23 protein-coding genes and 2 tRNA genes are annotated in these 24,916 nt (G+C 33.6%); 23 read left to right on the forward strand and 2 right to left on the reverse strand.

Annotated features, from left to right (window positions below; genetic code table 11):
• The first annotated feature begins 60 nt into the window (after nt 1–60).
• The 5 genes from uvrA (at nt 61) to LJE08_RS05960 (ending at nt 6,809) form a co-directional block, all read left to right on the forward strand.
• Nucleotides 61–2,910 (forward strand): excinuclease ABC subunit UvrA, encoded by a 2,850-nt coding sequence (gene uvrA, locus LJE08_RS05940; RefSeq protein ID WP_186999382.1) that lies wholly within the window; start codon nt 61–63, stop codon nt 2,908–2,910.
• Nucleotides 2,888–3,850, forward strand: coding sequence for an HPr(Ser) kinase/phosphatase (hprK, locus tag LJE08_RS05945; protein ID WP_117926710.1), 963 nt, complete (start codon nt 2,888–2,890; stop codon nt 3,848–3,850). Before uvrA ends, hprK begins: the two co-directional genes overlap by 23 nt.
• Nucleotides 3,828–5,285 carry a prolipoprotein diacylglyceryl transferase gene (lgt, locus tag LJE08_RS05950; RefSeq protein ID WP_117926709.1) on the forward strand — a complete coding sequence of 486 codons (1,458 nt, stop codon included), beginning with the start codon at nt 3,828–3,830 and terminating at the stop codon, nt 5,283–5,285. Before hprK ends, lgt begins: the two co-directional genes overlap by 23 nt.
• Nucleotides 5,261–6,175, forward strand: coding sequence for a thioredoxin-disulfide reductase (gene trxB, locus LJE08_RS05955; RefSeq protein ID WP_117926708.1), 915 nt, complete (start codon nt 5,261–5,263; stop codon nt 6,173–6,175). Before lgt ends, trxB begins: the two co-directional genes overlap by 25 nt.
• A 142-nt stretch (nt 6,176–6,317) precedes the next feature.
• Nucleotides 6,318–6,809, forward strand: coding sequence for a PocR ligand-binding domain-containing protein (locus tag LJE08_RS05960; RefSeq protein WP_227402699.1), 492 nt, complete (start codon nt 6,318–6,320; stop codon nt 6,807–6,809).
• A 44-nt stretch (nt 6,810–6,853) separates the two neighbouring features.
• Here LJE08_RS05960 and LJE08_RS05965 read toward each other — a convergent pair whose 3' ends face one another.
• Nucleotides 6,854–8,227, reverse strand: a complete 1,374-nt coding sequence (locus tag LJE08_RS05965; protein ID WP_227402700.1) for a polysaccharide deacetylase — start codon at nt 8,225–8,227, stop codon at nt 6,854–6,856.
• A 200-nt stretch (nt 8,228–8,427) separates the two neighbouring features.
• On the opposite strand from LJE08_RS05965, the gene LJE08_RS05970 reads away from it, so the two are divergent.
• The 3 genes from LJE08_RS05970 (at nt 8,428) to LJE08_RS05980 (ending at nt 11,779) form a co-directional block, all read left to right on the forward strand.
• Nucleotides 8,428–8,751 carry a cyclic-di-AMP receptor gene (locus LJE08_RS05970; RefSeq protein WP_003865930.1) on the forward strand — a complete coding sequence of 108 codons (324 nt, stop codon included), beginning with the start codon at nt 8,428–8,430 and terminating at the stop codon, nt 8,749–8,751.
• Nucleotides 8,752–8,874: 123 nt separating this feature from the next.
• The gene (purD, locus tag LJE08_RS05975) at nt 8,875–10,107 is read left to right on the forward strand and encodes a phosphoribosylamine--glycine ligase (RefSeq protein ID WP_227402701.1); all 1,233 of its coding nucleotides are present in this window, start codon (nt 8,875–8,877) and stop codon (nt 10,105–10,107) included.
• A gap of 1 nt (nt 10,108) precedes the next feature.
• The gene (locus LJE08_RS05980; RefSeq protein WP_217255788.1) at nt 10,109–11,779 is read left to right on the forward strand and encodes a formate--tetrahydrofolate ligase; all 1,671 of its coding nucleotides are present in this window, start codon (nt 10,109–10,111) and stop codon (nt 11,777–11,779) included.
• A gap of 96 nt (nt 11,780–11,875) precedes the next feature.
• Here the strand turns inward: LJE08_RS05980 and LJE08_RS05985 are convergent, their stop codons facing one another.
• Nucleotides 11,876–12,658: a hypothetical protein gene (locus LJE08_RS05985; RefSeq protein WP_227402702.1), complete on the reverse strand. Its 783-nt coding sequence runs from the start codon at nt 12,656–12,658 to the stop codon at nt 11,876–11,878.
• A 338-nt stretch (nt 12,659–12,996) separates the two neighbouring features.
• Between LJE08_RS05985 and LJE08_RS05990 the strand changes: the two genes are divergently transcribed.
• The 15 genes from LJE08_RS05990 (at nt 12,997) to LJE08_RS06060 (ending at nt 24,912) form a co-directional block, all read left to right on the forward strand.
• A complete protein-coding gene (locus LJE08_RS05990) occupies nt 12,997–13,971 on the forward strand; it encodes a hypothetical protein (protein WP_227402703.1) in 975 nt (324 codons plus the stop codon).
• Nucleotides 13,972–13,994: 23 nt separating this feature from the next.
• A complete protein-coding gene (locus tag LJE08_RS05995) occupies nt 13,995–14,531 on the forward strand; it encodes a hypothetical protein (RefSeq protein WP_227402704.1) in 537 nt (178 codons plus the stop codon).
• 327 nt (nt 14,532–14,858) lie between these two features.
• Nucleotides 14,859–15,569: a LytTR family DNA-binding domain-containing protein gene (locus tag LJE08_RS06000; protein ID WP_227402705.1), complete on the forward strand. Its 711-nt coding sequence runs from the start codon at nt 14,859–14,861 to the stop codon at nt 15,567–15,569.
• An 83-nt stretch (nt 15,570–15,652) separates the two neighbouring features.
• The gene (locus tag LJE08_RS06005; protein WP_227402706.1) at nt 15,653–16,747 is read left to right on the forward strand and encodes a hypothetical protein; all 1,095 of its coding nucleotides are present in this window, start codon (nt 15,653–15,655) and stop codon (nt 16,745–16,747) included.
• Between the two features lie 111 nt (nt 16,748–16,858).
• Nucleotides 16,859–18,103, forward strand: a complete 1,245-nt coding sequence (pepT, locus tag LJE08_RS06010; protein WP_227402707.1) for a peptidase T — start codon at nt 16,859–16,861, stop codon at nt 18,101–18,103.
• A 57-nt stretch (nt 18,104–18,160) separates the two neighbouring features.
• Nucleotides 18,161–18,246 (forward strand) — tRNA-Leu (locus LJE08_RS06015).
• A gap of 10 nt (nt 18,247–18,256) precedes the next feature.
• Nucleotides 18,257–18,332 (forward strand) — tRNA-Thr (locus tag LJE08_RS06020).
• 92 nt (nt 18,333–18,424) lie between these two features.
• On the forward strand, nt 18,425–19,144 hold the full coding sequence (locus LJE08_RS06025) for a sugar isomerase domain-containing protein (RefSeq protein ID WP_227402708.1): 720 nt from the start codon (nt 18,425–18,427) through the stop codon (nt 19,142–19,144).
• 21 nt (nt 19,145–19,165) lie between these two features.
• Nucleotides 19,166–20,272 carry an AI-2E family transporter gene (locus LJE08_RS06030; protein ID WP_227402709.1) on the forward strand — a complete coding sequence of 369 codons (1,107 nt, stop codon included), beginning with the start codon at nt 19,166–19,168 and terminating at the stop codon, nt 20,270–20,272.
• A 61-nt stretch (nt 20,273–20,333) separates the two neighbouring features.
• The gene (gene purF, locus LJE08_RS06035) at nt 20,334–21,713 is read left to right on the forward strand and encodes an amidophosphoribosyltransferase (protein WP_117926677.1); all 1,380 of its coding nucleotides are present in this window, start codon (nt 20,334–20,336) and stop codon (nt 21,711–21,713) included.
• Nucleotides 21,714–21,715: 2 nt separating this feature from the next.
• On the forward strand, nt 21,716–22,600 hold the full coding sequence (locus LJE08_RS06040; RefSeq protein ID WP_227402710.1) for a Cof-type HAD-IIB family hydrolase: 885 nt from the start codon (nt 21,716–21,718) through the stop codon (nt 22,598–22,600).
• Between the two features lie 28 nt (nt 22,601–22,628).
• On the forward strand, nt 22,629–22,937 hold the full coding sequence (gene trxA, locus LJE08_RS06045; RefSeq protein ID WP_227402711.1) for a thioredoxin: 309 nt from the start codon (nt 22,629–22,631) through the stop codon (nt 22,935–22,937).
• Between the two features lie 36 nt (nt 22,938–22,973).
• The gene (locus LJE08_RS06050) at nt 22,974–23,384 is read left to right on the forward strand and encodes a gamma-glutamylcyclotransferase family protein (protein ID WP_217255806.1); all 411 of its coding nucleotides are present in this window, start codon (nt 22,974–22,976) and stop codon (nt 23,382–23,384) included.
• Nucleotides 23,385–23,438: 54 nt separating this feature from the next.
• Entirely contained in the window at nt 23,439–24,023 is a 585-nt protein-coding gene (locus LJE08_RS06055) for a VanZ family protein (protein WP_117926681.1), read from the forward strand.
• A complete protein-coding gene (locus LJE08_RS06060) occupies nt 24,013–24,912 on the forward strand; it encodes a ketopantoate reductase family protein (RefSeq protein WP_227402712.1) in 900 nt (299 codons plus the stop codon). The genes LJE08_RS06055 and LJE08_RS06060 overlap by 11 nt, the downstream gene beginning before the upstream one ends.
• Nucleotides 24,913–24,916 lie beyond the last annotated feature (4 nt).

The raw sequence follows: 24,916 nt of genomic DNA on the forward strand, positions 1-24,916 counted from the left end.
ATCTATTTAACAACAATGTGTTGAACTGATTACGCTACATATTATATGAGGAGGTTTATTATGGACCAAAAGTACATAACAATACAAGGTGCTCGTGAAAACAACCTTAAAAATATAAGTTTAAAACTACCCAAAGATAAATTAGTCATTATGACAGGCGTTTCTGGAAGTGGAAAAACGTCCCTAGCCTTCGATACCATTTATGCTGAAGGACAACGTCGATATATGGAATCTCTATCCGCATACGCTAGACAATTTCTTGGCAATAGCGAAAAACCTGATGTCGATCAAATCGATGGATTATCACCAGCCATCGCAATTGATCAAAAAACTACATCTAATAATCCACGTTCAACTGTAGGAACAGTTACCGAAATTTATGATTATCTACGTTTATTATATGCACGTATAGGTGTCCCTTATTGTCCTGATCACCATATTCCTATTACTGGAAATACTATTAAGGAAATGATTGATAAGATCATGGAACTACCTGATAAAACTAGATGTACAATTTTGAGTCCTGTTATTCAAGGTAAAAAGGGATCACATAAAGATCTTTTAGAAAATTTAATGAAAGAAGGCTATATTCGTGTTCGTATTGATGGAGAAATTAAGTATCTTGAAGAACTTGAACCTTTAGATAAGAACAAGAAACATTCAATTGATGTTGTTGTTGATCGCATTGTAAAGAGTGATGATCGTTCGCGTTTTCATGATTCATTAGAAACTGCACTCAAATTAAGCGATGGTTTAGCTATTTTACTAACGAATGATTCTGAAACATTATTTTCAAGCAATTATGCATGTAAAGTGTGTGGTTTTTCTGTACCTAAACTAGAACCTAAATTATTTTCATTTAATGCGCCTTTCGGAGCTTGTCCAGAATGTAAAGGACTAGGTATTACACAGAAAGTAGATCTATCTTTGTTGATTCCGGACGATACCAAATCAATTGCCCAAGGAGGCATTCATTATTATAAAAATATTGTAAATACAGAAAATCTAGAATGGCAGAGAATTCATGCGCTTATTAAATATTATGAAATAGACATGGATACACCTATCAAGGATTTACCTAAGAAGAAGCTTAACTATTTATTATATGGTTCAGATGTACCAATCGCATACCAGTTGAATTCTCGTTCGGGAATCGTCTCAACAAAGCTAGAATGCATTGAAGGTGTTTGCCCTATGATTGAACGTAGATATATGGAAACTACTTCAACGATGTCTCGAGAATGGTACGGTTCTTTCTTGGCAGATGCTCAATGTCCGAAATGTCATGGAGCACGATTAAATAAACAGGCACTATCTGTACTTGTTGGTGGAAAAAACATTTATGAATGGACGCAAATGAGTATTAGTGAAGCCATCGATTTTATGGATCAGTTAGAATTAACGCCAACACAAGCTAAGATTGCAGAGTTAGTGGTCAAAGAAATTAAAAACCGTCTTTCATTTTTAAATCATGTTGGACTTAGTTATTTAACTCTTGATCGTTTAGCATCCACTTTATCAGGTGGAGAAGCGCAACGTATTCGCTTGGCGACACAGATTGGATCCCGCTTAACGGGTGTTATGTATGTTTTGGATGAACCAAGTATTGGTTTACACCAAAGAGACAATGATCGTTTGATTGGTGCGTTAAAAGATATGCGTGATTTAGGCAATACATTAATTGTGGTTGAACATGATGAAGACACAATGCGAGCAAGTGACTATATTGTGGATGTAGGACCTGGTGCCGGTGTGCATGGCGGACAAATTGTTGCGGTGGGAACACCGGAAGAAATTATGCAGAACGAAAACTCAATTACGGGAGCTTATTTAAGTGGACGTAAAAGAATTGAAGTGCCGACAATACGTCGCAAAGGAAATGGCAAGAAACTAAAGATTGTGAAAGCGAGTCAAAACAACTTAAAAAATGTGAATGTAACTATTAAACTTGGTACATTTACTGTTGTGACTGGTGTTTCAGGAAGTGGGAAATCGTCATTAGTTACAGAAGTGTTAACACATGGTTTACAACATGCACTAGGGCGATTAAGAATTAAGCCAGGGGTATGTAAAGAAATTCAAGGAATCGAAAATATTGATAAAATTGTTGAAATAGGACAAGATCCAATCGGTAGAACGCCACGTTCAAATCCTGCTACATATACAGGTGTATTCGATGATATTCGTGATTTATTTGCGCAGACAAAAGAAGCTAAAATGTTAGGTTATGATAAAGGACGCTTTTCATTCAATGTGAAAGGTGGACGTTGTGAAGCCTGTCAAGGCGATGGAATTTTACGTATTTCTATGCACTTTTTACCAGATGTTTATGTACCTTGTGATCAATGTGGTGGAAAGCGTTACAATGAAGAAACATTACAAGTTCAGTATAAAGGTAAGACGATTGCGGATGTATTGGATATGACGGTTGAAGAAGCCTTGGAATTCTTCAGCAATGTTTCAAAAATCAAACATAAACTACAAACATTAAACGATGTAGGACTTTCTTATATTAAGTTAGGTCAAAGTGCTACGACTTTATCTGGTGGTGAAGCACAACGTGTTAAACTGGCAAGTGAACTTCAAAAGAAGGCAACAGGAAAAACATTATTTGTGCTTGATGAACCAACAACAGGTTTGCATAGTGATGATGTAAAGAAATTGATTGATGTTCTACAACGTCTTGTAGAACACGGTGATACAGTATTAGTTATAGAGCACAATTTGGATGTGATCAAATGTGCAGATCAAATTATAGATATGGGACCTGAAGGTGGACAAGGAGGAGGAACTGTGATTTGTACGGGAACTCCAGAAAAGGTTGCTGCATGTAAAGAGAGTTATACAGGTCAATATTTAAAACCAATGTTAGAAAAAGGAGGAGACCATGGCAAAAGTAATTGTTCGTGATTTAGCTAAAAAATTCATGTGGACTATTGTAACTGGGGATTCAGACTCATTAAATCGTCCATTAACTTTGGCAGATACAAACCGCCCTGGATTAGAATTAGCCGGATATTTTCCAGACACACAAACAAAACGTCTTGTCGTACTTGGAGATAAAGAAATAGGATATATCGAAGAGCAGATGGATGAAATTTCTCAGCGTCGTTCTTTTGAATTTTTGACAGGAGATAGTACACCATGTATTGTGGTTGCACATGGGCATGAGTGCCCTCCTGTTTTAAAAGAGATAGCACAACGTAAAAATTTTCCTGTGTTTAAAACAGAATATCAAACATCACACGCAATCGTTAGTATCACAAACTATTTGGATGAATGTCTTGCAGAATCTGTAGTCATTCATGGAGAGTTAGTGCGTGTATTTGGTGTTGGTGTATTGATTACCGGTCGAAGTGGTATGGGAAAAAGCGAAATTGCCTTGGAACTTATCAAACGAGGCCATCAATTAGTCGGTGATGATCGTATTGATTGTTACAAAATACACGATGATTTGGTAGGAAGAACGACACCTATGTTAGAAGGGTTCATGGAACTAAGAGGTGTTGGAATTATTAATGTTTCTCGCATGTATGGAGTAGGAGCTGTTGCCCATGAAACACAAATTGAATTTCAAATCGATTTAGAGCCATTTAATGATTCTTATGAATATGATCGAGTTGGAATTGAAGAAAAAGAATACAATGAGATTTTAGGAATCAAAATTTTAAAGATGACTATTCCGGTTTCTCAAGGACGACCAATGTCATCTGTTATTGAAACGGCTGTGACAAACTTCTTATTGTTGAAAGATGGCTTAGATTCAGCTAAAGAATTTGAAGAGCGAGTACTATCGCAAATATCCGAGAATAAGAAGGAGGAATTCGATGCATCTGTTTCCGAACACTAGAATTTTTGTTTCTTTTGGATCTTTAGAAATTGCTTGGTATGCCGTTTTAATTTTAACAGGCGCATTATGTGCTTATTTACTATGTCAAAGAACAATGAAAAAATGGGGATATGCACCTGAAGTTCTAGATGATTATGTAGTTCCTATGTTGTTTATTGGAATTTTGGGAGCTCGAGCATGGTATGTTATTTTTGAATGGAATTATTATTCTTCACACCTAAATGAAATTGTAGCCATTTGGAACGGTGGTTTGGCCATACATGGAGGCTTGATTGCAGGAACTATTTTTAGTTTATTCTTCTTTAAGAAACGCCACATTTCATTTCTTAGAATGTTTGATTTGATTATGCCAACTGTGTTATTGGCACAAGCCTTTGGGCGTTGGGGAAACTTTATGAATCAAGAAGCCTATGGTGGGATTGTATCTGAGAGTTTCTTTGCGCATTATCCAGTGTTTATTAAAAATCAAATGTTTATTGATGGAGCCTATCGTATGCCTACTTTCTTATTTGAAAGTGTATGTAATCTATTAGGATTCTTGTTTATCACACTTATTTTCCGTAAGCATTGGTATAAAAGACGCGGGGACTGCGGATTTATGTATATGGTATGGTATGGAATTACACGTTTTGTGGTTGAAGGAATGCGAACCGATTCTTTAATGGTATTTGGCCTTCGTACAGCTCAACTTGTATCTTTAGCTTTAATGGTTGTTGGTTGTCTTGGCTTAATGGGCGTATTTCATAAAGCTTTTCACTGGAAAAATAAACCGATTGTTTTGTTTGACTTGGATGGAACGCTGATTGATTCACAACAATTAGTTTTTGAAACATTTAGAAGAGTTTTTAAAGAATTAAAACCCGATTATGAATTATCAAATGAAGAACTATATTCATTCTTTGGACCAACGCTAGAAGTAACTTTTTCAAAGTATTTCCCAGAAGATCAGGTAGAAAGTATTATTGATCGTTATCAAGTAATCAATAAATCTTTGCATAAAAATCTGTTAAAGGAAGTGCCTCATGCCAAAGAAATGTTAGAGGGGTTAAAAGAACAAAATATACAGTGTGCGGTAGTATCAAATAAGCGTATTGAAGTGGTGAAAAGAGGACTAAAACAAGCTGGTTTAGATGGCTATTTCAAGGTTGTATTGGGAAAAGAAAATTTGCCCGAACCTAAGCCAAGTGCATCTGGCTTGATTGAAGCATGCAACTTATTACATACTAGTCATGACGATTGTATTTATGTTGGTGATAATGTTGCGGATATTGTAGCCGCAAAAAATATGGCTGCCTATTCTGTAGGGTTTAGTGTAGATGAAAAACAACGTGAAGCTTTAGAAAAAGCACATCCATGTAAGGTCATCGATGATTTAATGCAGTTAGTATCATTATGTAAGGAGGATCGCATATGGAGCGACAATACGATTTGGTAATAGTTGGTGCCGGCCCTGCTGGTTTAAGCGCAGCATTATATGGTTCAAGGGCAGGACTTAAAACTTTGATATTAGAAAATGGAGCGCCAGGTGGAAAATTGATTAAGACAAATAAAATCAGTAATTATCCAGGTATAAAAGATATTGAAGGTACACAGTTGGCAATGGATATGTTTGAACAAGCAACATCTTTTCAAGCTGAATATGCGTATGGTGAAGTCAATAAAATCGATGAAAATAAAAATGTATATTTAAACGATGGGAATGTTGTGAAAGGGAAAGCTGTCATTCTTGCGACAGGAACAAAGGAACGTTTATTGAATATTCCTGGGGAAAATGAAAATCTAGGACATGGTGTTTCTTTCTGTGCAGTTTGTGACGGTGCATTTTTTAGAGATAAAGAGGTTGTAGTGATTGGTGGAGGAAACTCGGCATTAGAAGAATCGATTTATCTTGCCGGGCTTGCGCGCAGTGTTACGATTGTGATTCGAAGAGACGTATTTAGAGCTGAAGAACATATTCAAAAACAAATTGAAGAGAACGCAAAGATTCATGTCATTAAGAAGCATATTCCTGTTCAAATTTTAAGTTCGGAAGGAAAAGTATCCGGTATTGAACTTGAAAATGTGGATACTCATGAAAAACAAGTTATAGAATGTTCAGGTATCTTCCCTTATGTTGGACAAGATCCAAATACGGATTGCGTACAAGATTTAGGTATATTAAATGAGCGTGGCTATGTTCTAGTCGATGATGATCGTCAAACAAAAATTCCAGGAATTTATGCAGCAGGCGATGTCATTGACAAAAATTTAAGACAGGTTATTACGGCATGTAATGATGGTGCCATTGCAGCACAGCATGCATTTCATAAAATAAAAGGAATTTAATAGTTCAAGAAACCAGATGGAAACATCTGGTTTTAATTTACAAAAAAGCGGCCAAAGTGATTGAAACGGCTTACAATACACTTGAAATCAGTCACTGAAAGTGATTTAATTAAGATAAGAAAAGGATTTGAGGTGCTATATTATGTTGCCTGAAGAAGCTATCCAAAAGGTGATGGATGCGTATTACCATATTACTGGATTAAGATGCTATTTCGTGCAAGACGAGACAGAAATTAGCAGTGCAAAGGAAAAGAATTTCTTTTGTAAATGTTTAAAAACAAGTTCATCTGCAGTACGTCAATGTGATGAATGTACATTTGAAAATTATACAGGAGCTTTAAAATCAAATAAACCGCAAAAGTATGCATGTCATGCTGGACTTATCAAATGGAGTGTTCCCGTATCGTTTGCAGACGTAAAAGGTGTAATTATATCAGAAGGTGTTATTACAAAGCAGCAAGGCTTAGAAGCAGAGGATTGGGTCAATCATTTGGCAGAAACATATAATGTTTCTAGATCTATACTTTTACATAACTACACAAAAGTTGTTGTGATGAATGAAGATCAGGTTGAAGAAAGTATTGAATTGATGCAAGATCTATTAAAGTACTACAAAGCAGTAATCGAGGGTTAATTCCTTCGATTTTTTTGTATAAAAAAAGCCAGCAAATTGCTGACTTAGTTATTGACTCCATGATGGAATATCGGTGTATCATCACTGATTGCTTTAAATACATAACCACGATTTTTATAGTTTTCAATGATGGCTGGCAAAGCTTCAACTGTAGAAGTTTTAGGACTTGAGTCGTGGAACAACAACATAATTTGATCGTAGTTACAATTCGTTGAGTTATCGACGATTGTTTGAGCAGGTACGCTGTTTGAAGCGGCATCCCCACTTGAGCAGTTCCAGTCAAAATATTCATAACCTCTTTCATGTACCATACTATCAAGTTTTGACATAATACCATGAGAGTAGTTGGCAGAAACCATATTGCTTGAACCACCAGGGAAACGAATATATTTTGGAGCTTTTCCTGTGATTTGTTTAACCATATCACTTATTTGTTGTAAATCATTAAAATATGCTTCTGTAGATGAATAGACGGTCGCATAATCATGCGTATATGTATGAAGTGCAATCGTATTTCCTTGTTTTTCTGCTTTTCGAATGGAATCATTATATTTTTGATTGTTTCCAGTCACAAAGAATGTAGCTTTCGCATCATATTTCTTTAGTATCTTTAATACTTTATCTGTATTTTCACTTGGACCATCATCAAATGTTAGATAAACGACTTTTGTAGGTTCCTCAACAACGACACTAATCTTTTTCTTAGCCTTATTGCCAGAACGATCCGTTGCCGTAACCGTTAATTTATAAGTGCCTTCTTTTTTTGTCTTTACTTTTGAAGAATCGATTTTGATCTTTGGATTTAAATCTAAGTTATCCGTTACTTCAATATAAGATTTATAGTTCGGTTTTGAATCTGTATAGACATGAATTGGATCTGTACTAATAACAGGTTTTTCAGTATCTTTTTTTAACGTAAGTGTCGTATCTTTCATTGTGCAATTTCCATATGCATCTTTAGCTATGATCGTCACTGTTTGTTTTTCATCTTTAATCACTTTATTTTTAAAAGATAAGGTAACCTTTGAATCATCTTCAACACTTTCTACAAAAGAATTGGGCTTCACATCTTCTTTTAAATCGGTGGTGTACGTTTTAACTTTTAGCTTTGGCGCTTTCGTATCTTTTACTGAGACTGTACACGTTTTTTTATAGTCTTTTATTTGATAAGTAACTGTATAATTACCTACTCTTTTAGTATCGATATCACTTGAAACTTGAACACTAGAATCCGAATGATAGAAGACTTGTTGAATGTTTGTCTTTGGATCATACTCATGATTGATCTCTACTTCTGGATTTGTAGAATATAATAATATAGGATTTTTAAAAGCATAACCCATCAAAAATATCATGCATATAAATAAAAAAGCAATCAAGCCATTTCCGAAAGTATCTTTCCTTTTTTTATTTGTCATAGTTGACCCTCGAAAGATATGGTCCAATCTTTTTTTGTGCACAAAAAATTAAATTCCCTAAACATAATTAACCCCTTTTAAACTCTATATCTATTATACATGAAATAAGAGAAATTGTTCTAAAGATTATGGTTCTTTTTTCTTGTTGTAGTTGCGCATAAATTCTTATATAATAACCTTAGAAAGGTGGGGGAAGCACTATGAAACTTATCCTAGCAATTTTATCAAATGACGATAGTCCAGTGGCAAGTAATGCACTAAATAAAAATGGTTTTTCTGTTACTAAATTAGCAACGACTGGTGGATTCCTTCGCGCAGGCAATACAACGTTGATCATTGGTTGTGAAGACGAAAAAGTAGAAGCAGCTATAGATATCATCAAGGAATATTCAAGTAAGCGAACGGAAATTGTACCTAGTACAGCTAGTTATGACATTGGCCGTTATGCAAGTTTTCCTGTGGAAGTTACTGTTGGTGGAGCCACAATTTTCGTGCTAGATGTAGCACAATTCTTAAAGGTTTAGAAAACAAAGGGGGTAGAATATAATGTTCTACCTTTTTTCCGTTAAAAAAATTGTGAATAAAGACCCATTAGGGGCTTTTTTCTGTTATGATTGAATGGTAAAGAAAAAGGAGATTAAAACGCAATGAAAATACTAGTTATCGGTAAGGGCGGACGTGAACACGCACTTGCGTATGCATGCAAACGCTCAGTTTTGTGTGATGAGTTGATTTGTGCTCCAGGTAATCCTGGAATGGAAAAAATTGGAGAATGTGTCAATGTGAAAGACAATGATGTAGAAGGTCTTGTCGCTTTGGCAAAAGAAAGAAATGTAGATTTAACCATCGTAGGTCCTGAGGCAACTTTAGCTCTAGGTGTTGTAGATGCGTTTAAAAAAGAAGGCCTAAAGATTTTTGGGCCAGACAAAAAAGCAACTCAGGTTGAATCAAGTAAGGATTTTGCCAAGAAAATTATGGCAAAATACAATATTCCAACAGCTGCATATAAAACATTCTATGATTTAGAATCTGCATGGACTTATGTACAAGAACAGGGAGCTCCTATTGTTATTAAGGAAGATGGCTTAAAAGCTGGAAAAGGTGTTACAGTAGCTTCTACGTTAGAACAGGCTAAGGAAGCCTTAGACATTGCCTTTGCGATTGAAAATAATTCGGTTGTGATTGAAGAATGTTTATTTGGATTTGAATTTTCTTTGATCTGTCTAGTACACAATGAAACAGTTGTACCTTTAGAAGTAGCCCAAGATCACAAGTGTGTATTTGATGGAGATAAAGGCCCAAATACAGGTGGTATGGGATCTTATAGTCCAGTTAAGAAGATTACTTCTGAAATTATCGATGAAGCTATGGATGAAATTATGAAACCAATGGCAAGTGCTATGGTTAAAGAAGGTGTTCCATTCACTGGATTCTTATATGGTGGATTGATGTTGACAGAAAAAGGTATCAAAACAATTGAATTTAATGCACGTTTTGGAGATCCAGAAGCCGAAGTTATTTTGCCTCGTTTAGAAAGTGATTTTGTCCAAGCTATTTTAGATTTAATGGATAATAAACCAGTTGAACTAAAATGGACAGATAAAGTCAGTCACGGTGTTGTTTTAGCAAGTACAAACTATCCTGCAAGCTCTACAAAAGGATCTTTGATTACAGGTGTAGACGATGTAGATGGATTGGTTTTCCACATGGGAACAAAAATGACAGATGAAGGATTGGTCACAGATGGAGGCCGTGTTTTAATGGTCGTTACTCTAGAAGATGACTTACAGACTGCATTTGATCATACATATAAAGAATTAGAAAAGATTCAATGTAAAGATTTATTTCACAGAAATGATATTGGAAAGAAGGATATGTAAAATGGCTAAAACAGATTTAGAAATTGCACAAGAATGTGTCATGGAACCAATTGAAAAGGTTGCCGCAAAAATTGGAATTCCTGCAGATAGCTTGGAACATTATGGAAAATATAAAGCTAAATTGTCTTTTGATTATTTAAAATCCATTGAAAATAATCCTCATGGAAAATTAGTATTAGTTACAGCCATTAATCCTACTAAGGCTGGAGAAGGAAAGAGTACGACAACTGTTGGTTTAGGTGATGCTTTAAATCGTTTAGGTAAGAAAACGATGATGGCTTTACGTGAACCAAGTTTAGGTCCAGTATTTGGATTAAAAGGTGGAGCTACAGGTGGTGGCTATGCCCAAGTTGTACCAATGGAAGATATCAACCTTCACTTTACTGGAGATATGCATGCGATTACAACAGCTAATAACTTAGTTAGTGCATGTTTAGATAATGTGATTCATCAGGGAAATGAATTGAATATTGATCCTGAAAAAGTAACTTTCAAACGTTGTTTAGATATGAATGATCGTACTTTGCGTAATATTACCATTGGTTGTGGTGCAAAAGCCAATGGAGTTGAACGTAAAGACGGATTTAATATTACTGTCGCAAGTGAAATCATGGCAGCTTTATGTTTGGCAGATGATTTAATGGATTTAAAGAAAAGATTTGGAAAAATGCTTGTGGCATATACTTATGATGATAAGCCTGTATATGTACATGATTTGGGTATAGAAGGCGCATTGGCTATGGTTATGAAAGATGCTGTATTGCCTAACGTTGTTCAAACACTTGAACATAATCCAGTATTGATTCATGGTGGTCCATTTGCGAATATTGCGCATGGATGTAACTCTGTCATTGCCACAAAAGCATGTCTAGAACTTGCAGATTATACAGTTACAGAAGCTGGATTTGGTGCGGATTTAGGCGCTGAAAAATTCTTGGATATCAAGTGTCGATTGGCTAATCTTAAACCAAATGCGGTTGTAATCGTTGCGACAATTCGTGCCTTAAAACAACATGGTGGAATTGCCTTAGAAGATTTAAAAGAAGAAAATGTAGAGGCTATGCTTGTAGGATGTGAAAACTTAGCAAAACATATTGATACCGTACAACAATTTGGTTTACCATACATTGTTGCGATCAATGAATTTGCGACAGATACACCAGCTGAAGTAGCTGCATTAGAAAAATGGTGCGAAGAAAACAACCACCCAATGTCATTATCTCAAGTATGGGCAAAAGGTGGAGAAGGTGCTATTGATTTAGCCAATAAAGTAGTTGCGTTATGTGATCAAGAAAATAACTATGCTCCTTTATATGATTTAGATAAGTCAATTGAAGAAAAAGTAGAAACCATTGCCAAGAAAGTATATGGTGCAGATGGTGTTGATTTTACAGAAGAAGCACAAGCACAAATTGCGAAGTTCAATGAATTAGGATGGGATAAATTACCAATTTGTATGGCTAAAACACAAATGTCATTATCAGATGATGGTAAAGTAATGGGTCGTCCTACAGGATTTAGAATTACAGTTCGTGAATTACGCCCAAGTTTAGGTGCAGGCTTCATTGTTGCTCTAACAGGTAAAGTATTAACAATGCCAGGTCTTCCAAAACATCCAAGTGCATTAGACATGGATGTGGATGAAGATGGTAAAATCGTAGGATTATTCTAATGTCAAAGGCTGGATGAAAAATTCCAGTCTTTTTTTGCTTTCATCAAAAAAGAGTCCAGACAATCAAATGTTGTCTGGACTTTTGGTGAGTAAAGCTTATTGTCTTCGAATGTCTAAATCAAGGGTTTTATTTGTTGCATCATAGTGTATATTGACTAATATATTATCACTGTTAACACCTAAAAATGTTTCTTCTGGAGAATTTGGATCCATGGAATCAAAACCTTTCTCCTTTATTTTCTTTATGTAGTCAAAATATTCATTTTCTTCTACTTCATAATAATGAATGGCATATTTATTCTTTTTGTTGAAAACCGTTCGTGAAATATAATCTGTTTTTGGCAATAATGAGTTTAATTCACTTACTGGAGAAGACAGATTTTTCTTTTCTTCTTTAGCATCTTCTTGGATCAAACGATTGTATTCTTTTTCTTTTGCTTCTTTTACTGTCATAGAATCATAATTTGGATTATTGGCTAAGTCTTTTTCGTTACCATTTTCATCCATGACTGTAGATGCATCTGTGAAGCCACCATTTTTCTTATTATAGAAAACCTTATCTGAATCATTGAATCCCTCAAATTCTTCAGTTAAATAGTTATTTACATCCATAGCTAGTAAAGCATAATATTTAGCTTTTTTTGCCTGAATGGCTCCTGAATCTTGATCACTATCATAATATTTTCCATTCACTTCTTTTGTTCCATGTATATATTCTCCATTTGGCAAACGAATAATTGTATCTGAATCACTATATGAAGAGAATGAATCATAAGCTACATTATCTTTTAGAATATGCTCCTTAATATTATTTGTGTTTGTGATGGTAGGTGTAGAAGAGCATCCAGTCATTAAAAGTAGACTGTTGATTTTTGACACTACCTCCTTGAATGAAAGGACATAAAAATGAATAAGAGGATAGTTTTTAAATTACAATGTCTTTTTCTAATGTTAAACTTCATATTTGATTAGTTGAATGTCTTCTAGTTTTTCAATACCTAATCTATTGTATTTTTCTGAGAATAAACGTATAATCAATGTCTTTTATTAACGTGTTATTCAAAAAAATGACCTTTTGTTCATCAAGAATAAAATTTTTATAAAATGACTATATAATATATAATATAAATAATCCATACATTAAGACTGTGGATAAAAGATGTGTGCAAGGATGTGTGCAAGACATGAGGAAAATATCAAGAAATAAGAAAAATAAAATGACAATTATATTAATAATAGTAGTGATAGGTATTGTATTTTCTTTGTTTGTATTATATTTGATAAATGGAATAAAAAATCAAGTACCGGAAGATTTTTGGAATGTAACAGCACAGGCTTTGGATTATAAGGATTATCAAGAAGGAAAATGGAAAATATCCGTAGAGGAAAATGTAAAAGATCATCCTAGAATATTTATTCAAAATATAGAAGAAAATGCCACCGTTTCTTATGGTTTTCAAGAAGATGGAATCACATACATCTATGATCTGCAGACAATCGAAGATGATCAAACCATTAATAATGAAAAACTAACGATTCAATCGACGGATACAGAGTATAAGAAGTATTCTATGGATTATATGAATGTTATCTATCATGGACCTTTATATTTTGACACAATCACAGCTTCAGGAGATATAACAATTCAAAATGACGGTTCAGTTCTATTTGACGATACACCATTTTTAAAAGAAATGATGGAAAGAGAAAGAACTTTGATTCAAGAATTTGAAGAGAAGTTTGATTTAGATTATTCAAAGACGGATTTTGTAAATCTTCCTGAATTGTTCAAAGATGTACAGTTTGATGAAAATACAAACTACAATGAATCATTAGATGCAATACAGTATTTCAGTAATGCAGATATCAATGCCAAAGGATATCAAATTCAAACCTTTTTAGAATTAGATAAAAACGGGAATACAGGTATCCTTGGTACATATGTGGCTGAGCAAAAAATGTATGGATCGCAAGTGAATGTCACCCTTCAACCTAGAAGTATTGAGAATTGTTATGATTTGATTCCAGTTTATGATTATGATGCGGAATATACGGCATATATATCTGAAAACATGATTTATCTTTATCCAATCGATATTACAGATGAATCCTTGAATCAGGAAATGCAAAGCAACTGTCCAAATAGTGTAAACCAACTTAGTTCAGATACAAAACCAATAGAGATGTGGTAGAAAAAAAAAGAGAGGGGTTCAATATGATTAAAATAGAATATATTATGACAAAAAATATGGTAGAGAATGTATTAAAAAAAAATGTTTCACTCTATACTAATAAAATATTATTAATTTTCATTTTAATATTTACTCCCATCACCATTTTTTGTTGTGGATTCTTTTGTGGAACCTTACGTATCGAAGATATTCTTCTTGCCTTATTTATAGTTATATCAAGCTTATTAATTTGTTCTCAAATTGTTTGTATCATTATAACAAAGAAAAGAGTAAAAAATACCTTTGAAAGAGTACGAATAATGTATGGAGATACAGATGAATTTCCAGAAGCAATTGTTTTTGAAGAAGACGAATGGCTAGTTGAGGGAGAAAAAAGAAGTTTAAATTTTAAATATGAAGATATGGTAAAATACTTTTTTCTTGATAATCAATTATGCATCGTCACAAAAGGAAATTGTCTAGTTAATTTTCCTATAGATCCAAATTCAGAACAAGCAAAACAAATAGAAAAGCTTTTAGTTCAGAAAGGTAACGCAAAAAAAATCAGGTGGTTTTTATAAAAATTTCTAACTTTTAAAATAAAGAATCACTTTGGTACATAGAATTTATAATTTATATGTTAAGAAGTCAGAGGATATTAAAAGGAATATCCTCTGACTTCTTCAAATATAACACGTATAATTAATACAAAAGAGTTTTAACCTTCCGAATATATAGTTTCTTTTGCTTTCTCATAGGGATTAAGAGATTTAACAAATATTAAAATTAAACATTTTCATGAATAATTCCGGTTAAATATGTTTAATATTATTTTTTCAGTTATATTTTTGTTGTTCTTTGAAGCAACTTTCTGCACGTTCATTCATACAGATTAGGGGGAAAGGGTTATGTTGAATGTATTGATTATTGATGATGATTTAAAAGATTCTAAAGATCTTGAAAAGTTATGCATCCATTATTTTAATAAACGTAATATCGATCACAAGATTAATATTGAATTAAAATTAAATGAGAATTTGGATACCTTTTCTAATGTAGACATATTATTTTTGGATGTAGAAATCGGAAATAATAGTGGAATTGAATTTTCTAAAAGGCTTAGAAAAGTTTATCCGGAATTAATAATCATCATTACTTCTAAATACTCACAGTATTTAATTGATGGATATTCTATTGATGCCAAGCGATATTTTTTAAAACCAATTGATGAAAATATATTTAATGAAGAAATGGAGAATGTACTAGGTGCGACATTTCAAAAATATATGGGGTTCTATGATTCTAAAATTGCACCATATAAAATCCACTATGATAAGATTCTCTATGTTGAATTTTTAAATCGTGCAACTGTACTTCACTTTTTAAATGGAGTACAAATAAAAACAAGTTACCCTTTGAAATATTGGATTGAAAAATTAACAGAATATGGCTTTGCGCAACCTTACAAGTGTTATGTGGTAAATCTTAAATATATTTCTGGTATTAGTAAAGATGAAAGAGATCTTTTCTTATCGAACAATGAGAAAATTCCTTTGTCAAAATTTTATAAAAAGGCCTTTATTGACAATTATTATAGATCTTTATTTAAATTATTATGATGTTAATATCAGTATCTTTAAATTTATTGTTTTTAACACTTTTTATCAGGTCTTTTAGTGAATTCAAAAACAATAAATTTGTCTTGCCGGCATATATTATAGTCGTTTTAATTCAGTGGTATTTAAATCAAAATGGAATGACATTTTATGGTCGATGGATTATTCTACTTTTGAATCTATGTTACATTATGTTTATGTATAAAGGTAAAATACCTAAAAAATTGATTTACTTTATTTTTGCTTATTTTATTTTTGCGATTTCAGAATTAGTGTCGGTTCTACTTTTAGAAATTTTTAATGTTGTTAGTGCACCAATAGATGTACATTCATCTACATATTTAATTGTGATTTTAACAACACAGATTATTTCGTATACAATAGGATTTACATTGTCAAAGTTCTATCATGATAAGAATACAATTAAGTTTACATACATTGTGTTGATTCCGATTGTTTTCCTTTTAGGGATTGCCTTATGCTACAAAGATTATCGTGAAATCCTACAGAAGAATCAAATATTCTTGAATGTTTTCTTCTTTTTAACAATTCTAATCTTCATTTCATTTTTAATTCAATATGGCTTTATTCACAATTTACAGATTAAAGAAGAACTGAAATTAGAAAAGATGGAGAATGAATTTAATGCTATAAAATTTGATATGATGGATAGAAACTATAAATCAAATTTTAATTTTATGCATTCATTGCTTCATGAAATCACGACATTAAAAAACAGAATCGAAAAATCTGGGGATCAGGCAGAATATGCACAAAGTATAGATACAATAGAAAAAATTGTATTGGAAAACTTTAATCAGATATATTCGAATAATATAGCGATGTCTGTGGTTTTAAATGAGTGTAAAAGTAAATTAGAAAATAAACACATAAAACTTTCAATGAATCTTCCAACAGATATTTTTTCAAGTATAAAATATGACGAACAAATTAATTTGTATCTATGTTTATTTGATATTATCTTTGAAAAAATTAAAGAAAATAGTGTTCTTAGTATCCAAGGATGTTCAACTAAACTACAAGATGTGATCAAAGTTGTTTTTGAGTCACAAGAACAATGTGTTGAGTTTGGTAAACTATTCAAAGAATTTTCATATATTCAAACTTATTCATTTGAAGAAAATGGATATTTCAATGGACTTATTATGTATAAGAAATAAAAAAGTATGGACTTAAGTTGGTGCCTACATTCTCTTAGGTACCTTTTTTTAAATTCGAGTCTTTCATTTCTGTTTGAATAAGAATAAAATAATCAAAAAAGGAGAATTCGTATGACAGAATTTTATGAACAAGTAAAAGAGAGATTGATGCGCTACGTAAGAATCAATACAGAATCCAATCCACATAGTACAAGTGTTCCTACTACATCTTGTCAGCATGATTTAGCTAGTGTTATCTATGAAGAGCTTCAAAAAATTGGGGCTACTAATGTATATTATGATAAAGATACATGTGTAGTATATGAATCTCTTGAGGCCAATGTGAAATCGGGAAGAGCTATTGGTTTTGTGACACATATGGATACAGCTCCGGATGCGAGTGGTAAAGATGTGAAGCCTTGGGTACTAGAAAATTATGATGGGAATGATATTGTTTTAAATAAAGAAAAAAACATTATTATGTCACCATCTGTATTTCCAAATCTGAAACAATATATTGGGCAGGATTTGATTTTAACGGATGGTACAACACTACTTGGAGGGGATGACAAGGCAAGTATTGCAGCTGTCATGACGTTGTTGGAGTATTTAGTGAAACATCCAGAAATCAAACATAATTTTATTTCTGTCGCATTTACGCCAGATGAAGAAGTGAGTGGACTTGCTAAAGATTTAGATTTAGAACGCTTTAAATCACCAATCGCATATACACTAGATGGAGATCATTTGGGTTATTATATGGATGAAACATTTAATGCGAGTCTTTCAACGATTGAGATTCATGGTATTTCAGTACATACAGCTACCGCAAAGGGTATTATGAAAAATGCGGTGGATATTGGAAATGCATTCTTAAATAAATTACCGGCATTAGAAAAACCACAATATACCCAAGGAAGAGAAGGCTTTTATCATGTGGTGAGTTTTAATGGGGATTGTGAATATGCCAAGATTGAAATCAACGTTCGTGATCATGATAGCTTGCAGTTTGATATACGTAATAACACATTAAAAATGATTGTGGATATGTTAAATAAAGAGTATGGACAAGGTACCGTAAATATTACACAAAGAATTCAATATCGTAATTTAAAAGAAGCGATTGATCAAGTACCATTTATGATTCCATATTTGAAACAAGCCATTGAAAGTGTAGGATTAACACCTCAAACAGAACCATTTAGAGGAGGAACCGATGGCTCAGCCTTATCTCATAGAGGACTTCCTTGTCCTAACTTATCAGCGGGATATGAGAATGCGCATGGACGTTTTGAATATGTTCCCATTCAGTCAATGGAAAAGAATGTGGAAATCTTATTGAATCTAATTGATATATATGCGAAATGTGACTGTTAAAAAGGTCACATTTTTTTGTTGCGTACTGTTTGAATTTTTAGTATAATACACTCAGTCGCAGAGATGGTGAAATGGCAGACACGCTGTCTTCAGGCGGCAGTGCGAGAGATCGCGTGAGGGTTCAAATCCCTTTCTCTGCACCACATAAATCATGCCGACTTAGCTCAATTGGTAGAGCAACTGACTTGTAATCAGTAGGTTGTGGGTTCAATTCCTATAGTCGGCACCACTTAAACAATATACAGCCTTGATGGCTGTTTTTTATTTTTCTTCTTGTTGTATAATGAATATAAAGAAATATGCATATCAAGGAGAAATAATATGAAAGAAGTATTTGAAGTGGGTCTTGATATCATTAAAAAGATTCAAGAAACACAATTTGAAAAATTAGAACAAACTGGTCATTTAATGGCTCAAGCTTTTATGGAAGGTCATAAGTTTTTCGTAAGTGGAAGTGGCCACTCTCATACAATGGCAGAAGAGATGTATGCTCGTGCAGGTGGTTTAGCTTTTGTGGTTCCCATTTTGACAAGTGAACTTACGATGACGGAGCATCCGACAAAGAGTTCACATATTGAAAGACTTAGTGGTTATGCCAAAATCTTAGCAGAGTTATATGGTATATCTTGTGGTGATGTCGTTTTGATTGCATCCAATTCTGGGCGTAATGCCTATCCAATCGAACTTGCACTTGAAGCTAAAAGTCGTTGTGCACATGTAGTTGCCATCACAAGTATGAAACATACAACTGCTCAATCTTCTCGTCATTCTTGTGGAAAGAATTTGTACCAAATTGCAGATATTGTCATTGATAATTGTGGAGAAATTGGAGATTGCGCTTTATCTATTGATGGTTTGGATGCCAAGCTTTGTCCAACATCAAGTATGGCCAATTCTTTCATTGCACAATGTATCAATGTGGCATGTGCCGAATATTTGATCGAACGCAACGTAGAAGTACCTGTTTTTTCTTCTTTAAACTGTGATGGTACGGAAGAAAGAAATAACAAATTATTTAAAAAGTATACACGTATGTATTAGAATAAGGGGGGCGAGGTGCTTATGAATAAAAGAAATTTATGGATATATATATTTGGAATCACAATCATCATTATTGGATTGATTAAATTGGATACATTGATTTCTATGGTATCTATATTATGGAATGCATGTAGAGTTTTAGTGTTTGGAGCTATGATGGCTTTTGTGATTAACTTGGTTATGGCTAAGATTGAAAAGCGCTTAGGTTTTATGAAGAAGGGGAAGCGTGCAACAAGCCTGCTTCTTTCTTTGATTTTAATTTTTCTTTTTGTGTATTTCTTAATTACACTCGTTGTTCCATCGTTAAGCGAAGCCATTGGAGTGATTGTGGCTGTATTGCCAAAATATTTTGAGAATACACAGAAATTTTTGGTGAATTTATTTGAGAACAATCCACAGCTTGCGGAATCTATTAATAACTTAGATATCAACTGGAAAAATTTGATTCAATCCGGTATTAATGTTCTTTCGACTGGTGTTACCAATGTTGTAGGTACGACATTTAATGTTGTGACAGTCATAGTGAATAGTGTATTTAATTTTGTGTTGATGTTTATTTTCGCAATCTATGTTTTATTAGAGAAAGAAAGATTCGTTCAGTTGTATCACCGTTTAACGAATCTATATCTAAGCAAAATTGTGAAACGTAGAATAGATAAGTGTTTGCAAATTATTAATCAGACTTTTAGTGCTTTTATTGGTGGACAATGTATTGAGGCAACTATTCTAGGGACACTATGCACATTGGGTATGATTATACTACGTATGCCATATCCGGCTATGATTGGAACATTAGTTGGAGTTATTAATATTATTCCGATGATTGGAGCTTATATTGGTGGGGCGATTGGTATGTTTATGGTATTTACTGTAAGTCCAATTATGTCTTTTTGGTTCTTATTATATTTATGTATTCTTCAACAAATCGAAAGTAATGTGATCTATCCACATGTCGTTGGAAATTCAGTAGGATTACCAGGAATCTATGTCATGATGACTGTTGTGATTTTTGGATCTTTAGCAGGTATTCCAGGTATGTTTCTAGGAATTCCTACAATGGCAAGTGTGTATAAAATTGGTGTTTTATATCTAAATCGAAAAGAATGCTTAAAAGAAATGAATGGATGACGAAAAATTGTCCATTTTTTCTTATATGCATGATATAATGTTGTGGCAAAGGAGATCAGTTATGTTTGATGAAATTCATGAAGAGTGTGGTGTGTTTGGTGCATATCGCGTAGATAATGCAGCAAGTATTACGTATTATGGTTTGCATTCCTTGCAACACAGGGGTCAGGAAGCGAGTGGTATTGCCGTTTCAGATGGCGAAAATATCACTTTACAGAAAGGAAAAGGCTTGACTGTAGATGTTTTTCAAAGAGAAAAATTAGACTCTATGGTCGGAAGATTAGCTGTTGGGCATGTTCGTTATAGTACAGCGGGCGGTCAGGAAAATGAAAACATTCAGCCAATTGTATCAAAGGGACATAATGGAAGTTTAGCTATCGTTCATAATGGACAGATTGTTAACGAGAAAGAGCTTCGTATTGAACTTGAAAATGAAGGGGCTATTTTCCAGGGAACAAGTGATAGTGAAATTATTCTTCACTTGATTCAGAAACAAAAAGGTACTTTAAAAGAACGTGTCATGAAGACTGCAAATCGTATTGAGGGTGCATTCTCTTTCTTAGTTATGAATGAGGATACTATTTATGCGGTTCGTGATCGTCATGGTTTAAGACCTTTAAGTTATGCCAAAAGTAAAGATGGCTACGTAATTAGTAGTGAAACATGTGCTTTTGAAGTTATGGGAATTTATGAAAGTGTGGATTTAAAACCAGGAGAAATCGTAGAGTTCCATAAGGGTATTGTGAAACATGAATTTTATTCAACAAATACAGATAACCATATGTGTGCAATGGAGTACATTTATTTCGCAAGACCAGATAGTGTAGTGGAAGGTATCAATGTACATGCGTTCCGTAAGGCTACAGGATCTATTCTTGCCAGAGAAGATAAAGATTTACATGCGGATATCGTTATTGGTGTTCCAGACTCATCTTTATCAGCAGCCATTGGTTATGCAGAAGAGGCGGGTATTCCATTTGAAACTGGATTGATTAAAAACCGTTATGTAGGACGTACATTTATTCAACCTACACAGGCGATGCGTGATCGTAGCGTTCGATTAAAATTAAGTCCTGTATCTAGCGTGGTTAAAGGAAAATCAATTGTTATGATTGATGATTCGATTGTACGTGGTACGACTTCAAGAAGAATTGTACAATTATTGAAGGATGCAGGAGCTACCCAAGTGCATGTTCGTATCGCTAGTCCAGTCATCACGAGTCCATGTTTCTATGGTGTAGATACTTCTACAAAGGATCAATTGATTGGTGCTCAGATGAGTGTAGAAGAAATTCGTGACTACATTCATGCGGATACATTACGTTTTATGACCGAAGAAGAAATGAAGGAAGCTACGCATGGCGTTGGTTTATGCTTGGCATGTTTTAATGGAGAATATTGTACAAAATTGTTCTCATATCAAGAAGAATTGGATAAATAATTATGACTATAAAGTGTTTGGCTTTTGATTTAGATGGAACTTTACTTTTAGACGAATCGAAAAGAATGGATCCAAGAACGGTGGATTCGATTCAAAGGGCGATGGCACAAGGTATGCACGTTGTGATTGCGTCGGGTCGAGATAAAAACGGATGTAAATTTGTATATGAACCATTGGGATTAGAAAATGGAAATCATTTTTTGGCATTGGTAAACGGACAAGTTGTATATGATTTTGAAAATAAAGAATATGATTTGGATGATGTTTTAACGACAGAAGATGGAATTAAGATTCAGAAAGTTTGTAAGCAATTTGGTGTAGAGGGAATTTTTCAATGTGGATATGATTTTTATAGTTACATATCTTCATTGAATCGTGTAAAGAAAAAAGTCAAAAATGCCATTTTAGGAGAGCCAGATGATTATGGCTTGAAGGATGGCAAAGAAAATCGTAATTTTATTGATTTGCCTTTTGAAGAAATTCGTTTGACGCAAGATATCAATAAAGTGATTATGGTGCATTCTCCTAGATTCTTTGAAAAGAATTTTGAAGGAATTAAAGCGGCTTTAAGTGATTATGATGTATTGTTGATTGGTCCAGATTGGCTGGAAATTATGCCAAAACATGTCAACAAGGCTAGTGCATTGTGGAAAATCTGTGATAGGCTTGGAATCAGCATGAATGAGGTCATGGCTTTTGGAGATGCACAAAACGATTTGAAGATGCTTCAACAAGTAGGTATTGGTGTAGCTATGGGGAATGCGATGGATGAAGCTAAGTATGCAGCTACTGTAGTTACGGACACAAATATGAATAATGGTATTGGAAAAGTCATTGATGCTTTGTTGGCGGGCAAAGAAATGGACTTACGCAAAGGCTTGTTATAGAATAGAATCAGATAAGGAGGAACCTTGTATGAAAATTGTAAATACAGAAGAATTTAACGCATTAATGAACGAAGATGCAGTTTTAGTCGACTTTTTCGCAACTTGGTGTGGACCATGTAAAATGTTGACACCTGTACTTGAATCAGTCGCAAATAAATTAGATGGAAAAGTGAAAATTGTAAAGGTGGATGTGGATGAAAGTCCAGATTTAGTGCAAAGATTTGGTATTATGTCTGTTCCAACAATGATTCTATTTAAAAAAGGACAACAAGCTGCAGCATTCTCAGGATATATGCCTGAGGCAATGTTGATGCAAAATATTGAAAGTAAACTATAGGATGATTCGTCATCCTATTTTCTTTAAGGGGAAAATATGTATTATATCGCATATGGAAGTAATTTAAACAAAGAAGAAATGAAGCAGCGATGTAAAGATGCGAAGTTTGTGTCTTTGGCAAGACTTGAAAACTATACACTTACATATCGTGGAAATCCTGGACGAGCTTATCTTACAGTAGATAAGAAAAAAGGGGATTTTGTGCGAGTAGCTATATGGGATGTGAGTGAAAATGATAAGAAGAGTTTAGATGAATATGAAGACTATCCATACTTATATGATTGTTTTGAAGAAAAGGTATTATTAGAAAACAATGAAACAATCACTGGTTTTATCTACCAAATGTATGATCGTTTTCCAATATGTAAACCAAGCGATTCGTATATGGAACGTTGTAAACAAGGCTATAAGGATATGGGTTGGGATTCTTCAATTTTAGATTTTTAATGAATTTTAAAGTTTGGTGTGTCATAATAGAAAGAAAATAAGGGGACTTTAAAAATGAAAAATTGGAGATACTTAATTTTAAGTTTAGTTTTATCCTTGTTCATTCATTACTACGTCACAGCTGTTTTAATGGAAATTTTTGGCATGGGATGGTATCCAATTCAATTTGTCGTATGGTGCATTGAACTGGTTGTTATATATGATGCGTTGATGTTTTTTACGAAAAACTGGAATGTAAAACATCGAGCCATGTTTTTCTTTGTATATTATATATTTTTGATTATTGCCCTATTGATGCGCTATGATCAAGGTATCAGTATTATTCAATTGAATCCATTTGCCTGTCTTAGAGAAATCTATTATGGTTCTTGGACAGAGTGGATCGTATTCGCATTTAATATTGGATACTTTATGTTTATGCCATGGGTGAATGGACTGCTTATTTCATCAAATAAAGAAAACTTTATTGTTTCTGTATTCATTGGTTTTCTGTGTGAATTTATGCAGTTGATCTTTCATAGAGGCGTATTTGATTTAGGGGATATTTCTCTATATGTAGTTGGAATCTTGTTGGGAATTTATGTAAAAGAAAAGTACCATGTTCATTTAAAAGAAAAGAGTGAAGTACATGACAATTAAAAAGGTTGCGATATTCGGTGCGGGAGCTGTTGGCTCCTATTGTATTTATGGTTTATCAAAGTGCGATATACAATTAAGTGTCATCGCAAAAGATGAACGAAATGAAAGATTAAAAAAGAATGGTTGTTTAATCAATGATGTCATTTATCATCCCGAAGTATTAACGCCTGAAGAAGCACATGGAGTAGATCTTCTTATTGTATGTTTAAAATACAATGCGTTGCCAGATGCTTTAGAAGATATTCAACAAATTGTAGATGAACATACATTAGTGATGTCTTTAATGAATGGTGTGGATAGTGAACAAATTATTGGAAATCAGATTGGTATGCAGCATATGGTGTATTCATTGATTAAAGTTGCAAGTCATAAAGAAGGCTTAGGATATGTATTTGATCCAGAAACAACGATTGGAATTGTACTAGAAGAAAATAAGGAAATCGATGAATTGTTTAGTCAAAGTGATCTACATTATCGAACAACTTCCTATATTCAGGAAGAAATATGGAGTAAGTTTCGTTTAAATGTAACGAAAAACTTACCTCAAGCTATTCTTGGAGCAGGTGTTGGATGTTATTCGGATAGTGATCATGTGAGAGCTATACAGTCTGGATTAAAGGATGAATTAGAGGCTATTGCAAAAGCTAAAGGTATTGATATGTCAAAGGCTGATTCAAGTGCAACACGTGGTAGTGCAGTGCCTAAAACGGCCAGATATTCTACACTGCAGGATTTGGATGCCAAAAGGCATACGGAAATTGATATGTTTTCGGGGGCAATAATAAAGATGGGAAAAGAACTAAATATTCCAACGCCTTATAATGAATTTGTATATCATATCATCAAGGCTATGGAAGAAAAGAATGATGGTTTATTTGACTATAAATAAAGAG

The sequence above is a fragment of the Holdemanella sp. DFI.5.55 genome, assembly GCF_020593575.1.
In the GTDB taxonomy this organism is placed as follows: domain Bacteria; phylum Bacillota_I; class Bacilli_A; order Erysipelotrichales; family Erysipelotrichaceae; genus Holdemanella; species Holdemanella hominis.

Coding starts and splice junctions, on each gene's coding strand:
- LJE08_RS05970 (WP_003865930.1), top strand. CDS start 8,428: ATGAAACTTATCCTAGCAATTTTATCAAATGACGATAGTCCAGTGGCA.
- purD (WP_227402701.1), top strand. CDS start 8,875: ATGAAAATACTAGTTATCGGTAAGGGCGGACGTGAACACGCACTTGCG.
- LJE08_RS05980 (WP_217255788.1), top strand. CDS start 10,109: ATGGCTAAAACAGATTTAGAAATTGCACAAGAATGTGTCATGGAACCA.
- LJE08_RS06040 (WP_227402710.1), top strand. CDS start 21,716: ATGACTATAAAGTGTTTGGCTTTTGATTTAGATGGAACTTTACTTTTA.
- LJE08_RS06000 (WP_227402705.1), top strand. CDS start 14,859: ATGTTGAATGTATTGATTATTGATGATGATTTAAAAGATTCTAAAGAT.
- LJE08_RS06050 (WP_217255806.1), top strand. CDS start 22,974: ATGTATTATATCGCATATGGAAGTAATTTAAACAAAGAAGAAATGAAG.
- LJE08_RS05960 (WP_227402699.1), top strand. CDS start 6,318: ATGTTGCCTGAAGAAGCTATCCAAAAGGTGATGGATGCGTATTACCAT.
- hprK (WP_117926710.1), top strand. CDS start 2,888: ATGGCAAAAGTAATTGTTCGTGATTTAGCTAAAAAATTCATGTGGACT.
- pepT (WP_227402707.1), top strand. CDS start 16,859: ATGACAGAATTTTATGAACAAGTAAAAGAGAGATTGATGCGCTACGTA.
- trxA (WP_227402711.1), top strand. CDS start 22,629: ATGAAAATTGTAAATACAGAAGAATTTAACGCATTAATGAACGAAGAT.
- LJE08_RS05965 (WP_227402700.1), bottom strand. CDS start 8,227: ATGACAAATAAAAAAAGGAAAGATACTTTCGGAAATGGCTTGATTGCT.
- LJE08_RS05990 (WP_227402703.1), top strand. CDS start 12,997: ATGACAATTATATTAATAATAGTAGTGATAGGTATTGTATTTTCTTTG.
- LJE08_RS06060 (WP_227402712.1), top strand. CDS start 24,013: ATGACAATTAAAAAGGTTGCGATATTCGGTGCGGGAGCTGTTGGCTCC.
- purF (WP_117926677.1), top strand. CDS start 20,334: ATGTTTGATGAAATTCATGAAGAGTGTGGTGTGTTTGGTGCATATCGC.
- trxB (WP_117926708.1), top strand. CDS start 5,261: ATGGAGCGACAATACGATTTGGTAATAGTTGGTGCCGGCCCTGCTGGT.
- LJE08_RS06025 (WP_227402708.1), top strand. CDS start 18,425: ATGAAAGAAGTATTTGAAGTGGGTCTTGATATCATTAAAAAGATTCAA.
- LJE08_RS06055 (WP_117926681.1), top strand. CDS start 23,439: ATGAAAAATTGGAGATACTTAATTTTAAGTTTAGTTTTATCCTTGTTC.
- uvrA (WP_186999382.1), top strand. CDS start 61: ATGGACCAAAAGTACATAACAATACAAGGTGCTCGTGAAAACAACCTT.
- LJE08_RS06030 (WP_227402709.1), top strand. CDS start 19,166: ATGAATAAAAGAAATTTATGGATATATATATTTGGAATCACAATCATC.
- lgt (WP_117926709.1), top strand. CDS start 3,828: ATGCATCTGTTTCCGAACACTAGAATTTTTGTTTCTTTTGGATCTTTA.
- LJE08_RS05995 (WP_227402704.1), top strand. CDS start 13,995: ATGATTAAAATAGAATATATTATGACAAAAAATATGGTAGAGAATGTA.